This is a genomic window from Lactiplantibacillus mudanjiangensis, assembly GCF_005405385.1.
GTDB classification, from domain to species: Bacteria; Bacillota; Bacilli; order Lactobacillales; family Lactobacillaceae; genus Lactiplantibacillus; species Lactiplantibacillus mudanjiangensis.
Genome location: NZ_BJDY01000004.1, coordinates 326,256 through 339,917 on the forward strand (window position 1 = coordinate 326,256; position 13,662 = coordinate 339,917).

11 protein-coding genes are annotated in these 13,662 nt (G+C 46.3%); 7 read left to right on the plus strand and 4 right to left on the minus strand.

What is annotated here, in order from left to right; all coding sequences use genetic code 11:
- Positions 1-114: 114 nt before the first annotated feature.
- Positions 115-1,233: an acyltransferase family protein gene (locus FFM84_RS09730; protein WP_130845072.1), complete on the minus strand. Its 1,119-nt coding sequence runs from the start codon at positions 1,231-1,233 to the stop codon at positions 115-117.
- A 92-nt stretch (positions 1,234-1,325) separates the two neighbouring features.
- Positions 1,326-2,201 (minus strand): LysR family transcriptional regulator, encoded by an 876-nt coding sequence (locus FFM84_RS09735; protein ID WP_165444252.1) that lies wholly within the window; start codon positions 2,199-2,201, stop codon positions 1,326-1,328.
- A 139-nt stretch (positions 2,202-2,340) separates the two neighbouring features.
- On the opposite strand from FFM84_RS09735, the gene FFM84_RS09740 reads away from it, so the two are divergent.
- The 7 genes from FFM84_RS09740 to FFM84_RS09770 all read left to right on the plus strand — a co-directional run bounded on the left by FFM84_RS09740 (position 2,341) and on the right by FFM84_RS09770 (position 9,495).
- Positions 2,341-3,252, plus strand: a complete 912-nt coding sequence (locus FFM84_RS09740) for an acyltransferase domain-containing protein (protein ID WP_130845074.1) — start codon at positions 2,341-2,343, stop codon at positions 3,250-3,252.
- Positions 3,253-4,899: a malonate decarboxylase subunit alpha gene (gene mdcA, locus FFM84_RS09745; protein ID WP_130845075.1), complete on the plus strand. Its 1,647-nt coding sequence runs from the start codon at positions 3,253-3,255 to the stop codon at positions 4,897-4,899. It abuts the gene before it with no gap.
- A 23-nt stretch (positions 4,900-4,922) separates the two neighbouring features.
- Positions 4,923-5,741: a triphosphoribosyl-dephospho-CoA synthase gene (locus tag FFM84_RS09750; protein ID WP_225424561.1), complete on the plus strand. Its 819-nt coding sequence runs from the start codon at positions 4,923-4,925 to the stop codon at positions 5,739-5,741.
- A gap of 8 nt (positions 5,742-5,749) precedes the next feature.
- Entirely contained in the window at positions 5,750-6,040 is a 291-nt protein-coding gene (locus FFM84_RS09755) for a malonate decarboxylase subunit delta (RefSeq protein WP_130845076.1), read from the plus strand.
- A complete protein-coding gene (mdcD, locus tag FFM84_RS09760; protein WP_130845077.1) occupies positions 6,037-7,704 on the plus strand; it encodes a biotin-independent malonate decarboxylase subunit beta in 1,668 nt (555 codons plus the stop codon). The genes FFM84_RS09755 and mdcD overlap by 4 nt, the downstream gene beginning before the upstream one ends.
- On the plus strand, positions 7,692-8,342 hold the full coding sequence (locus FFM84_RS09765) for a malonate decarboxylase holo-ACP synthase (protein WP_130845078.1): 651 nt from the start codon (positions 7,692-7,694) through the stop codon (positions 8,340-8,342). Before mdcD ends, FFM84_RS09765 begins: the two co-directional genes overlap by 13 nt.
- 358 nt (positions 8,343-8,700) lie before the next feature.
- A complete protein-coding gene (locus tag FFM84_RS09770) occupies positions 8,701-9,495 on the plus strand; it encodes an alpha/beta fold hydrolase (RefSeq protein ID WP_130845079.1) in 795 nt (264 codons plus the stop codon).
- A gap of 599 nt (positions 9,496-10,094) precedes the next feature.
- Here FFM84_RS09770 and dapG read toward each other — a convergent pair.
- The gene (gene dapG, locus FFM84_RS09775; protein ID WP_130845080.1) at positions 10,095-11,300 is read right to left on the minus strand and encodes an aspartate kinase; all 1,206 of its coding nucleotides are present in this window, start codon (positions 11,298-11,300) and stop codon (positions 10,095-10,097) included.
- Positions 11,301-11,305: 5 nt separating this feature from the next.
- On the minus strand, positions 11,306-13,207 hold the full coding sequence (gene asnB / locus FFM84_RS09780) for an asparagine synthase (glutamine-hydrolyzing) (RefSeq protein ID WP_130845081.1): 1,902 nt from the start codon (positions 13,205-13,207) through the stop codon (positions 11,306-11,308).
- Between the last annotated feature and the right edge of the window lie 455 nt (positions 13,208-13,662).

Sequence of the window (13,662 nt, forward strand, 5' to 3'; positions counted from 1 at the left end):
GGATACATGCTATCGCTGTAAAAGTCACCTGTTGACGGTAAAATAGCCTGGTCCCTTAAGACAAAAATAAAACGTGGGTTATCGGCGCTAAAAAAGCCAGCCGATAACCACACGTTAATGTGCAGTTTGAGTCGTGAATAGGCGTTGTTTAACTGTCGACCAGGCAACATGAAACCCATAAGCGGAGGCAAAAGCTAACAGCCAAGTTAACACGTAACAGCCAATAATTTGTAGCCATGGGTGACCAGTCAGTGATTGCCCACCAAGTCGCCATAGGGCTTGTAACCAAAAGACGTTGGCCAAGTAGGCGCGATAAGCGTAAGTGGCTAACCAGTGAACAACGGGTAACACCCGTGACTGTTGTCGAATCTGGTGCCAACCGATGATGGCGATAACGCTAATAATTAATAGCGCATATAGCGTCATCGATGGTTGATAGTAAGGCGCGTTGGCAAAACTTACCGGGGTGCCATGACTGAAAAGCTGTTGCGTGGTCCAACCGATCACGGCTAGTAATGCGAGCCCGATTAACCAACGACCACGATGCAACCAACGCGCGAGCACATCTTGATAACACCAAGTAAGTACACCAAAGATGCCATAGATCACAAAGCTGATGAATAACCGGTCAAGTAAGTACCAATTTTGTGTTTGGGCACCGTGCCAGACGTTCGCATCGTAGAACCATAGCCAAGCCGCATAACCAACAATCGTTAGACCAGTGACTAGCCAAGCATGGCTAGGTTGATGGTTAACCCAGCGTGCCAACAACCAAAAACAAGGCATCAGCAGAATAAATTGGAGCATCATCGTGTTGTACCACAAGTGTGGGGCGGCATTTCCGTTGATGAATTGCCAGATAAACGAACCGACACTGTGATAAGTTGTGACTTGTTGGACGTTTGGAAAAATCAGCAAGTAGGCGAATGTCCACCAAATCGTTGGGACAAACAAAGCGGACCATTGTTGGTGTAAATGTTGTGGATAGTGTGAGACAGTTTGCGGATAACTGAGCCGCGTCGAAGTGTACAGAATCCCAAAAATAAAGGCCGGTGCCGTAAATTTGACGAGATCATAAAGAACTCCCATTCCAAGTTGTGTGGCTGTACTTGGTTGGGTACTTAAAACGAGTGCTAAAACGGACTGTAACATGACCGCCGTACAAGCACACATTTTAAGATAGTCGCCGAGGTCAGCGACACTGTTTTTAGGAATGGTGAATGGACGTTGCATTGAGAGGAACCACCTTTAATTGAATTTGTGAGATCAATCAAGTGGTGATTTAACGCTTACAATCTAATCACTTTAATTTAGAAAATGCAAGTCTAAATTTTAAGGGCGGTCGTTTGATAGTTTAAAAATAATCGAATCAGTTCATTGCCAATTTCTCGTTGAATGTTGGTTTGCGATCTTTTGGGCGTGCTTAAATATAGCGTGCGTTCTAACGGTTCAGGGGTTAAGCGGGCAATGTGCAATTGACGGCCTACTTTCTGCCAAGTCACGGCCGGAATAAAGCCAACGCCAACTCCAGCTTCTAGTAAGCCCCGCACGGTAGCCGGATCATCGGCCTCATACATAAAGTTCAACGGTTGATCGATCGCAGCAAAGTAGCGATCAATCGTTTGACGCAGTGGACTTTGTGGCGTTAAGCCAATCAATTGTTTAGTGGGCAAGTCTTTCATTTGAATGAAGCGTTTATTAGTTAGCGAAGCTGCTTGACCACCGACAAAAATTTCTTCTTTCATCAAGGGAATACTGACAAAATCAGGGAGTAGTCGGCTAGTGATAATGAAGTCAGCATGTTGCAAATTGGTCGCCATCACAGAATGCTGTTTTAAGTTTAAGCGAACATTTGGAAACTTGGTTTGAATTGTCGTGACGATCTGGGGAATTAACGATGAGGCGACTTCTAACGTAATTTCTAATGGATAAACCGTCGTATCAACGCCGCCGGCCACGGCTTGAATACCACGATTGAGGCTATCTAACACCTCGGTCACGTAACTATAGAAGAGTTCACCGGCCCGGTTTAACACAATAGTGCGGCCTTGACGGTCAAACAAAGCTACAGCGAGTTCGGTTTCCAATTGATGGATCATTTTACTGACGGCTGGTTGCGAGATATAGAGCTTTTCGGCGGCACGAGTGATGCTTTGTTCTTGGGCAACCACCGCGAAACACTTTAAATGCGTTAAGTTCATATTTATTAGCCTGCTTCCATTCATAACCAAATGGTTAATAGTCTTTTCGTTTTACTATTATACATTTATATTGATCACGCTTAAAGTAAAGTCGTGAGATCAATTCAGGATGGTTTAAATGAGAAGGTGATGGTTGATGATGCAAACGTTATGGGTTTTTCCAGGCCAAGGGAGTCAACAGGCCGGCTTATTAGCGACGGTAAATCCGGCAATTTTAGCCCGAGTGACAGCCTTAACCGGCGTGACGTTAAGTGATACGACTGTAGGTTATCAAGATCCGGTTCAAATTCAATTAAGTATTTTGAGTCGCCAGCTGGATCAATTAGCGCAATGCCAACAATTGGGATGGCAACCGCAAGCTGTGGCTGGACATTCGCTGGGCGTCTTTGCCGCAGCAGTGGCGGCTGGGAGTTTGACAGTTGATACCGCCATTCAATTGGTGGCAACACGGGCACAAGCGATGCGTTCGGCCTATCCGACTGGCTATGGTATGGGTGTCGTGGTTGGGTTAACACGAACTGAACTAGCGCCATTGGTTGCCAGTGTGCATACGGAGGCCACGCCGGTGTACTTATCCAATCAAAATACGCCATTACAAACAACCTTGTCTGGGGCATTACCAGCGATCCAGCAAGTGTTAACGCTGGCACTAGCGCAAGGGGCGCAACATGCGAAGCTGTTACACGTGCCGTCACCATCACATTCGCCATTGATGGCGGCTGTTGCCCAACAGTTAACAGCGAGGTTGGCTGATTGTGACGTGCAACGGCCGCGTTGTAGTTATCTAGCCAATTGGAATGGCCGGCGCACCTTAACAGCCGATGGTGTCCGTTATGATTTGGCGAACAATTTACGTTATCCCGTTTATTGGGCCACGATGATGGCGGTAGCCGAAGAGTTAGGGACGCAAGTAGCGATGGAATTTGCACCGGGGACGGTGTTTACGAAACTTAGTCAAGCCCAACAACCGAATGTACGCACGATTGCTTTGGCACAACAATCAATTGATGATGCTGATTTTTTGTTAACAAAATGGAAAGAGGTTCTTTAAATGAGTGAAGTTGTTAAATCCTGGACGACCCGACGCGATGCAAAAGCCGCGCGGTTAACTGCCGCCCAGAGCTTATTAAATGGCAAGTTTGCCAAAACGCAAGATGCGCGAGCTGTTTTAGAAACATTAATTAAACCTGGTGATAAGGTCGTTTTGGAAGGCGACAATCAAAAACAAGCGAGCTTTTTATCGCAAACGTTAGCACAAGTTGATGCCGCGAAGGTTCATGACTTGCACATGATTATGTCGAGTATTTCGCGGCCTGAACATTTGGATATCTTTGAATTAGGGATTGCCAACAAGATGGACTTTTCGTTTGCGGGTCCGCAGAGTACCCGAGTGTCACAAATGATTGCTGATGGGACGATGCAAGTTGGTGATATTCATACTTACTTAGAATTATATGCTCGCTTGTATGTCGACTTGATTCCAAATGTCGTGCTAGTTGCGGCGGATAAAGTGGATCATGATGGGAATCTTTACACTGGAAATAATACCGAAGAAACACCGGTGATTGTTGAATCGGCCGCGTTTAAAGATGGGATTGTCATTGTTCAAGCGAATGAAGTTGTCGATCAAGTGCCACGGGTCGATATTCCTGGTGGCTGGGTTGATGTCGTGATTCCTGCCGATGAACCATATCAATTGGAACCCTTATTTACACGTGACCCCCAAAATATCACTGAATTACAAGTTTTGATGGGCATGATGGCCATTCGTGGGATTTATGAAAAGCACAATGTCCAATCTGTCAATCATGGGGTCGGTTTTAACACGGCGGCCATTGAATTATTGTTACCAACCTATGGGGAACAACTTGGTTTGAAGGGCAAAATTGTGCCTAACTGGGAAGTTAACCCCACACCAACGCTGATTCCCGCAATCGAAAGTGGCTGGATTCAATCGATTCATAGCTTTGGTGGCGAAGTCGGGATGGAACAATACATTGCGGCTCGTCCCGATATTTTCTTTGTTGGCGCTGACGGTAGCATGCGGTCTAACCGGGCCTTTGGTCAAATGGCTGGGCAATATGCGTTAGATATGTTTGTGGGATCAACTTTACAGATTGATCAATTTGGGAATTCATCAACGGTGACTGAAGGTCGCTTGTCTGGTTTCGGGGGTGCGCCTAATATGGGGAGTAACCCAACTGGACGCCGGCACTCAACGCCTGCTTGGCAAAGCTTACGGCCTGATGATGATCCATTGGGTAAAGGGCAAAAACTAGTCGTGCAAATGGTCGAAACCTTTGGGGCGAATAAGAAACCCGTTTTTGTGGATCATTTGGATGCAGAAAAAGTCCAAAACGAAGCGAAACTACAAAATGTGCCAATTATGATTTATAGCGAAGATACAACCCATATTGTGACTGAAGAAGGGATTGCTTATCTTTACAAGACCGACAGTATGGCTGAACGCCAAGCGGCCATTGAAGCCATTGCTGGGGTTACCCCAGTTGGGTTACGCAGCAATGCTAAACAATTAGCTGATTTACGGGCACGCGGCATCGTGGCGTTGCCAGAAGATCTAGGCGTGAAGCGGAGTGCGGCCAAACGGTCCTTACTAGCAGCGCAAAATATGGATGACTTAATCAGTTGGTCCAAAGGGTTATACAATCCACCAGCTAAGTTCCGGAGCTGGTCATAATTTTGAAAATGAGGTGAAAGTCGATGTTGGCAATGACACCGCCATTAACGGCGTTAACTGTGGCAGCCCAAGCGGTAGCCGCATTGAAGTGGGAAGTTCGGTTTAGTCCGAAACCAGGACTGGTCGATGCACAATCTACGGGCGTGCATACCGATATGGATCTGGCGCTGTTTTTAAAATCAGCCATGAGTTTGCAGCCGGCTTTGACGTCGGCGGCCATTGCGAGTCATGAAGCACCGGTTGATCTAACGTTACGCGCACAACTAGGGTCGATTGGCCGTCAAGCGGAACAAGCCATGTTTGCGGCAACAAATGGTGTCAATACTCATAAAGGGGCGATTTGGACGTTTAGTTTGCTTATCGCTGGTTTAATGGGTGATGAACAACCAACATTAACGACCGTGTTAACTCGCGCGCAAGCTTTGGCGCAATTGTCAGATCCTGGATTACCAATGGTGACGGCTAAGAGTCATGGACAAGTCGTCCAACAACGTTATCGGTTGCCAGGGGCCAAAGGTGAAGCGCAAGCGGGATTTCCACATTTACGGCAAGCACTAGCGATGGTTGAGGCCAATACGGGCGCTGATCGTTGGTATCGTGGGCTATTGAGTTTATTAGCAACGGTGGATGATACCAATATCGTTTACCGGAGTGACTTAGCCACGTTGCGTGCCTTTCAAACCCAAGCGGCGCAGCTTTTAACTGACCCGCAACCGGTTCTTACGAATCCGGCGTATCAGCGGCTATGTCAATTTGCCATCGATCGACGAATTTCACCCGGCGGTTCCGCAGACTTGTTTGCGGCTACTTATTTCTTAACGCAATTCGGTTTAACAAAGTGAGGTAAATCATGGAGAAATTAACATTTGAATTTAAAACGAGTCAACCCATTACGGCCCCTGTTCATGTCGGTGTGGTGGCTTCTGGGGACTTAGAAGTGATCTTAAAACCCATTACAACCAATCAAACGACGGTCGCCGTAGTGACCGGGAGTGATGGCTTTAAAACGGTTTGGGGCAACGTGTTAAATCGGTTCTTTGATCGGTACCCGATTAGCGCGGCAATCGAAATCAATGATTTTGGGGCTACACCCGGCGTGGTTAACTTACGCTTAACACAAGCAATGGAGGCCTTAGCATGAAAGATAGTTTCGTTGAATTAAGAGCGCGAGAACGCGCATTAGCGTTATTAGACGCTGGGACTGCTCGTGAATTAGTCGGTCCGTTTGATAACTTAATTTCACCACATTTGGAACCACAAGGCATTGTGCCTGAAAGTGACGATGGCGTCGTCTTAATGCGCGGTCAATTGAACGGTCAAGCTGCTTTAGTGGTTGCCATTGAAGGCGCTTTTCAAGGCGGTGGGATTGGTGAAGTTAGTGGTGCTAAAATTGTCGCTGCGTTAGAACAAGCTTTAGCTGATAATAAAGCTGGTAAAACCATTTACCCAATCTTAGTTTTGGATACTGGTGGCGTGCGGTTACAAGAAGCCAACTATGGGTTATTATCCATCTCTGAAATTCAAAATACCGTCGTGGCCTTGAAGCAATACGTGCCGGTTATCGGGGTGATTCCGGGTCGAGTAGGATCATTCGGGGGCATGTCGATTACGGCTGCAACGTTGTCGTATTTGATTACGACGAAGAAAGCGCGTGTTGGTTTGAACGGTCCCGAAGTCATTGAACAAGAAGCCGGCGTACGTGAATTCGATAGCAGCGATAAAGATTTAATTTGGAATACGTTGGGAACGACACAACGGGCGGCTACTGGAATTGTGGATGAAGTCGTGACTGACGATATTGCGACCATCAAAGCGGCGGTTAGTGCCGCGGTTGCGGAACGTAAAGATAGCCATCGGACCGATAAAGCGGACTTTTACCTCTCTTTATTGGATCAATTAGATCTGGATCAACCATTGGATACGCAAACGTATCGTGATTTATACCAACACGTGCAAATCACGAAGCATACGATTCCCGCTGCGGTTAGTGGCGATAACCCCGGGACCAAGAGTCGTGGTCGGTTGTGGTTTGAAGCCTTGACCGGCATTAAAAATGCGGAAAGTTCAGTCCCAACAGTGTTACATGCGGATAAAGGTGGAAAAGCATTTATTGCGATTACAGCTGATGAACATAATCGATTCCCACGAGTTCGTCATGGTGAAGTTGGCCTGCAAGAAGGCTTTAGCGTGGCCACGATTGTCAATGACATTGTGGCTGCTGATGCAGATAAAGCGACGAAACGGCCAATTGTGCTCATTGTCGATGTGCCTAGTCAAGCTTATGGTTATAAAGAAGAATTAATCGGGATTCACATGAGTTTAGCCGCGGCCGCGGTTGCTGAAGCTAAAGCACGGCAAGCCGGTCATCCGCTGATTGCCGTGGCAGCAGGTGATGCGGTTTCTGGTGGGTTCTTAGCCTTCGGGTTACAATCCAACCGATTGGTGGTTCTAGATGATGACTCGATCACGATTCAAGCGATGTCTAAAGCCAGTGCGGCTCGGATTACGCAACGGACGATTGCGGAATTAGAAGCGGCAACGGAACATGTGCCAGCTATGGCTTATGATGTGAAAAACTATCAAAAACTTGGTGCGATGTATCAATTCGTTGAAGGCATCGATGCCTGGCAAGCCGATGATCAGTCAGTGGCTAAATTAGCTGGTATTATTGATGACGCGATTGCCAGCACGGTTGATCAACCAACCGACTTACATTTCCGTTATGAAACCGACATTGCTAAAGCGAGTGGCCGGGTTGCCACTCGTCGGGTTCGTCAAGCGGTCGCTGATCAATGGGCCAATTAGTTGCACCACATACATTACTGCGACTAACATCATCAGCAGTGTTTCATGGTGATGCCCCCGTTCCTGATTGGGTTAATGAGCGGTTAGCTGCGTGTCCAGTCGTAGTGGTTCGCCGTGGTCCACAGACTGACGATCGATTGCCAGTCGGTGTTCGTGGGCCTGAGCGACAACAACGTTGGGCGGGAGCGGTCGCGCTGACGGATGTGACAACGGTGATCACGCCAATGGATTTAGTGGTGACACGTGCGTGGCAAAACGTGAGTTCAATACGACAAGTTTTGCCGGCAATACAAGCTTTACCAAAGCTTGCACCAATATTAAATGCGATTAGTTGGGGAATTGGCGGTAGTGTTGGTTTTGAATTAGCAACCGGGCAACCAACGGCCAAGCCAACGAGTGATCTAGATTTGATTGTGCCACAGCTGACACCAATGTCGGTGACGGCGGCACAGGAGCTACTAGCAAAATTAAACCAGTTTGGGGTGCATGTTGATTTACAAGTTGTCGCAGGGCAGAATGGCTTTTCATTGGAAGAGTATGCTCAACAACGTAGTGCAACCGTGATGCTAAAGACAATGACTGGTCCTAAGTTAGTGGCAGATCCCTGGCAAGCGGTTAATAATGGTGTCAGCCGGTGATATTGTCTCCTCCGCCAGCCAGTGATTCTGCCGGCTGTGGGACCGGCTTCAGCCCAAAGTGCGGGCTTCCAACTCGCTTTTAAGCCTAGCCCAAACCGCTAGTCTTAAAAGTCGTCCACATCGTAAAGTCCGGTAAAATCATCCGGACTAACGATGTTTTCACGGCCGGCGCCATCACTGACTGGCTTCGGTTATATCGCAGAGACTAATTAATTAGTAATCACTATCATAACCGAGAGTGAGCCCACAGCGTTCCGGCTCAAGGTGAGCGAATGGCAGGTGGCAAATAAGACTATCTTTAATTAAAAACGTCGCCAATTTGGTGGCGTTTTTGCATTGCAAGAGAGGGGGAACTAACGTGAATTTTGTAACGAGTGATGGTGTTCGCTTGGCCTACCAGGAGGCAGGTCAACCTACTTGGCCGGCGGTAGTGTTTGTTAATGGGTTTGGCGGTTATCAGGCAGTTTGGACTGCACAAATCGATTATTTAGTGGCGTTAAAGGTTCGAGTGATCACGTATGATCATCGAAATAGCGGGGCGTCACAGCACACGACACGTGGCTTGACCATTAATCGGTTGGCTCAGGATTTAGTTGAATTATGTCATCAGTGTCAGGTTACGCGGCCATTACTAGTCGGCCATTCGATGGGCGCCAGCGTCACTTGGGCGGCCTTGGCGCAGCAGCAACTGGCAATCCGGGCTATTTTGAGTGTGGATCAATCACCCAAAATGTTGAATACACCCACTTGGCCATACGGCTTTCAGCAAGTGACGACGGCAACTTTAGCTAATGCTTTAAACCAGCGCCCAACAACTTCGGAAACATTACATGGCTTAGTGCCAATCGTGGCACAACCGTTAGTGAACGCCAAAGCGGCGCATCCCTTTGACAAACAGGCTAACCAACCATTGTTGCGGGACCATTATCAACAAGATTGGCGGTCAACTTTAGTGGCTAGCACAGTGCCAGTAACCATGATTCAGGCGCAACAGAGTCCGTATTATCAATCAGGTTATGGTGAGTGGTTGCACCAACAAAATCCACATGTTACGGCTGTGACCTTACCAGATTGCGGGCATGATCCGATGGCCGAGATTCCGGTGGGGTTTAATCAAACTCTACGGCATTTTGTATTAAAAACTAAAGGTTGAAAGCTAGGTTTTAGAAATAATCGTTGATATGATAAGCATTCATCGATCAAAACTAGTCCTACTTGCCACCTACCGTTCGCCCACATTGAGTCGGAACGCTGTGGGTGGACCGGCTCAGCCAAAAGGCGGTCTGAACCGTCGTTTTGAACCGCAAAATCCGCGTTTCAAGAACGCCAGTCTCTAAGCGATAAATCGCTAAGAGCCTCCCACGGCTGGGCTCAATGTGAGCTCACTCTCAGTTATAATAGTGATCCCTAATTAACTAGCATCCGCATGATAACCGGAGTCGGCCAGTGATGGCGCCGGCCGTGATAATATCGTTAGTCCGGATGCTTTTTTTCCGGACTTTACGATGTGGACGACTTTTGAGACTAGCGGTTTGGGCTAGGCTCAAAAGCGAGGTTTCAGCCCACACTTTGGCTGAAACCGGTCCCCACAGCTGGCAGAATCACTGGCTGGCGTAGGTGGCAAATTTAACCCAACTTAAGTCAATGTTGCTAAGGTTTCGACTAATACATTTAACTTTCAACCTTTAGTTAAAAAATCGATACTAAAAAAGTTGTGCCTGGGTAAGTATCCCAAGCACAACTTTTTTGTGTTTATTTTTCGATGCCTAAAAATTCATCATGTAAGGCGTTCATGGCAACCTTTAGATCAGCTTCTTTAACGAGCACCCAAATCGTTGTGTAACTATCTGTCGATTGTAAGATGTCGATATGTTGTTGACTTAAGGCTGTCACGATCCGAGCGGTAACTCCCGGTGTTCCGGTGATTCCGGCCCCGACAACTGAGACTTTTGCACAATTGTCGATCATCGTGCAAGTGACCTGGGCCTTAGTTAATAAGGCCTTAGCCACTTTAGCATCGCCGTTAACCAAGTTAAAGACAACTTGGTGTTGGGTAATGTTAATGAAGTCCACACTCAACCCGTGTTGGGCCATTAATTGGAAGATTTCACTGGCACTTAATTTATCAGTCGGTACTGTGAACTGTGTCAAATCAGTTTGATGCGCAATCCCAGTGACCGTCCGATAATGTTCAATCTTGGTTGTCGCATGATCAGTCACTAAAGTCCCAAGTTCATCCGGTGCTTGATAAGTCGAGCGAATGCGCATTGGCACGTGGGCCTGTTCGGCAATTTCGACGGCACGGGGATGAATGACCTTGGCCCCTTCATGTGCCATGTTAGCGAGTTCTTCATAGCTAATGGCCTCAATAAAGCGAGCATGGGTGACCAAACGAGGGTCAGCAGTCATCATACCGTTAACGTCGGTGAAAATATCCACACGTTTAGCTTTAAGTGCTGCCCCGAGAATGGCGGCCGATGTATCGGACCCCCCACGACCAATTGTCGTGATTTGACCAGCTTCAGTGGCGCCTTGGAACCCAGTAACGACCACGACATCAGCGTCTTCAAAAGCCGTTTGAATAGGTTTTGGATCGACTCGCAAGATTTTAGCGTTTTGAAAGTCATCATTGGTGACAATGCCAGCATCATGACCGGTAAGGGCTAAGACATTTAACCCTTGTTCACGAGCTAATTCGGTAAAGACCGCGGTTGAAATGGTTTCGCCAACGGAAACTAACATATCCAGTTCACGGTTGGTTAACCGACTATCCTCACCATGAACTAATCCGAGTAATGAATCAGTTGCGTAAGGGGCCCCTTTACGACCAATGGCCGAGACGACCACAATGACTTTGTCACCTTGATCAACGGCATATTGGACGTGACGCAAGGCTTGTTTACGGGCATCGTCATCTTTGACCGAAGTGCCGCCAAATTTTTGTACAATAATTTCCATCAGGGTTACGACTCCTCAACTTGGTTGGCCAACGCATTTGCGGTTGGGCTATCCATTAAGTTATCAGCTTCAACGTAAATCTTATGCCACATCATAAAGGTTAAGACAGTCCATAATTTCCGTGAATTGTCACGAACGCCGTCACGATGATCAGATAAGAGTTTCAAGAAATAGTCCTTGTTAAAGTACTGATCCGTTTGGGAGTCGTTGATGATTTTTTCGGCCCAGCCGTACATTTCATCTTTTAACCAGAATCGAATCGGCACTGGGAAGCCAAGCTTCTTACGGTGTAAGACGTGTTCTGGCACGACATCTTCAACGGCTTTACGCAAGATATACTTGGTGGTGCCGTGACTGATCCGTAAGTCAGCTGGAATTTCAGCGGCCAAATTGTAAACTTCGCGATCCACAAATGGGGTTCGGAGTTCCAAACTGTGGGCCATCGTGGTCCGATCAGCATTGTGCAACAAGTCACCATTCAACCAAGTATGCATATCAATGAACTGCATCCGACTGATTGGATCGTAGTCGACGGATTCATCGTAAAGTGGTTGTGTAATTGATTGGAATGGGTGATTGTGATTGTAGTCTTTAATGAAGGCTTGTTTTTCTTGTTCGCCAAAAATAAAGGCATTCCCAACGTAACGATTTTCTAACGGTGTGGTTCCCCGTAAGAGGAAGGAACGTCCGCGCATCCCTTCAGGCATCATTAACGCAATGCGTTTCAACGCACCATTGATTGGTTTCGTATAACGGAAAGGTTTTAATGATTCAGGTTCGTGATAAATGGTGTAACCACCGAATAATTCATCGGCACCTTCACCAGTTAAGGCCACCTTGACGTGTTTCCGAGCTTCTTTAGCTAAGAAATACTGAGGAACAGCGGCCGGATCAGCCAACGGATCATCCATACTCCAAACGAAGTGTGGGAAGGCCTTCATAAAGGCTTCCGGTGTGATCGTCATGCTGTGGTTAGCAACACCGAGTTTTTCAGCCGTTTCTTGTGCAACGTCTAATTCGCTATAGCCTTCACGTTCAAAACCAACGGAGATGGTTTCGAGGTTAGGGTTAAAGTTTTTAGCAATTGCCACAATAATAGAAGAATCAATCCCACCAGATAAGAAGGAACCGACTGGCACATCAGAACGCATATGGATTTTAACGGAATCAAAGAGGGCGTCTTTGATCTTCTTAGCGTATTCTGCTTCGGTGCGTTGAACAGGATGAAATTCACGGTGATAGTAACGATCAATCCGTGGGGCTTGGCCAAGTTTTTTGGTTAAAGAACAACCAGGGGCCAACATTTTAATTTCTTTCGTTAACGTTTCCGGTTCGGGCACGAATTGGAAGGTCATGTAATCTTGTAAGGCGTCCTTATCGAAGGTCTTATCCTTTAAGATCTTATAGATCGACTTACTTTCAGAGGCATAATAGAAATCGCCGTCATGAATCGCATAGTAGAATGGTTTAATCCCAAATTGATCACGCGCTGCAAAGAAGGTTTGTTCTTGGGTATCCCAAATGACAAACGCAAACATCCCGCGTAAGTATTTTGTGGCTTGTTCATGGTATTTAGCATACATGCCCAAGATGACTTCAGAATCAGAATCCGTCTTGAATTCATAACCTTCTGCTTTAAGTTGTTCACGTAATTCAACGTAGTTATAGATTTCACCATTAAAGGTCATCCAGTAACGTTCATTTTCATATGACAGTGGTTGGTGTCCACCTTCTAAGTCAATGATACTTAGTCGACGGAACCCCATCGTAATATGATCATCATTAAAGTAGCCACTATCGTCAGGTCCCCGATGGACAATCATTTTTGTCATGTCGTGGATGGTTTGATCGTACGCCGCATTATCTGCTTTGGTCCGATCAGTTAAGCAACCAGCAAAACCGCACATGTAGGTTCATCTCTCATTCTTTATAGGTATAAGTTAATTACAATTTCGATGCGTATGATTCGTTGCTAATTTAACTGATTAACGTTAGAAAGTAAAGTTATCCCATGTTTTATAATCATTTCTTACTGTTTCTCAATAAAAATTTGACTTAGAACCAAATTAATCTCGTTTTGGGTCGTTAAATTAGCTTGAAAATGAAAATCAATCGCATACTCCCACTATTATACTTGGTTTGACATGGAAGATAAAGCTATCACAGGAATTCAAACGATTACAAAAGTAAAACAATTGTCATATAAGGATGACGCTTTCAGAAAATAAGCCCACTTATTCCAGCTTGAATGTTACAAAATATTACAAAAAGCCTCAAATATTACAAAATGACACCTAAATAGTAATAAAGTTGCTATTGGTTTGTTACATCTGGCCGGTATACTGAGTTCCTGTTGTTAAGC

What these genes read in the sequence shown, in the direction of transcription:
- FFM84_RS09730 (WP_130845072.1), bottom strand. Translation starts at nt 1,233, where the DNA reads ATGCAACGTCCATTCACCATTCCTAAAAACAGTGTCGCTGACCTCGGC.
- FFM84_RS09750 (WP_225424561.1), top strand. Translation starts at nt 4,923, where the DNA reads ATGTTGGCAATGACACCGCCATTAACGGCGTTAACTGTGGCAGCCCAA.
- FFM84_RS09740 (WP_130845074.1), top strand. Translation starts at nt 2,341, where the DNA reads ATGCAAACGTTATGGGTTTTTCCAGGCCAAGGGAGTCAACAGGCCGGC.
- mdcD (WP_130845077.1), top strand. Translation starts at nt 6,037, where the DNA reads ATGAAAGATAGTTTCGTTGAATTAAGAGCGCGAGAACGCGCATTAGCG.
- mdcA (WP_130845075.1), top strand. Translation starts at nt 3,253, where the DNA reads ATGAGTGAAGTTGTTAAATCCTGGACGACCCGACGCGATGCAAAAGCC.
- FFM84_RS09735 (WP_165444252.1), bottom strand. Translation starts at nt 2,201, where the DNA reads ATGAACTTAACGCATTTAAAGTGTTTCGCGGTGGTTGCCCAAGAACAA.
- dapG (WP_130845080.1), bottom strand. Translation starts at nt 11,300, where the DNA reads ATGGAAATTATTGTACAAAAATTTGGCGGCACTTCGGTCAAAGATGAC.
- FFM84_RS09765 (WP_130845078.1), top strand. Translation starts at nt 7,692, where the DNA reads ATGGGCCAATTAGTTGCACCACATACATTACTGCGACTAACATCATCA.
- asnB (WP_130845081.1), bottom strand. Translation starts at nt 13,207, where the DNA reads ATGTGCGGTTTTGCTGGTTGCTTAACTGATCGGACCAAAGCAGATAAT.
- FFM84_RS09755 (WP_130845076.1), top strand. Translation starts at nt 5,750, where the DNA reads ATGGAGAAATTAACATTTGAATTTAAAACGAGTCAACCCATTACGGCC.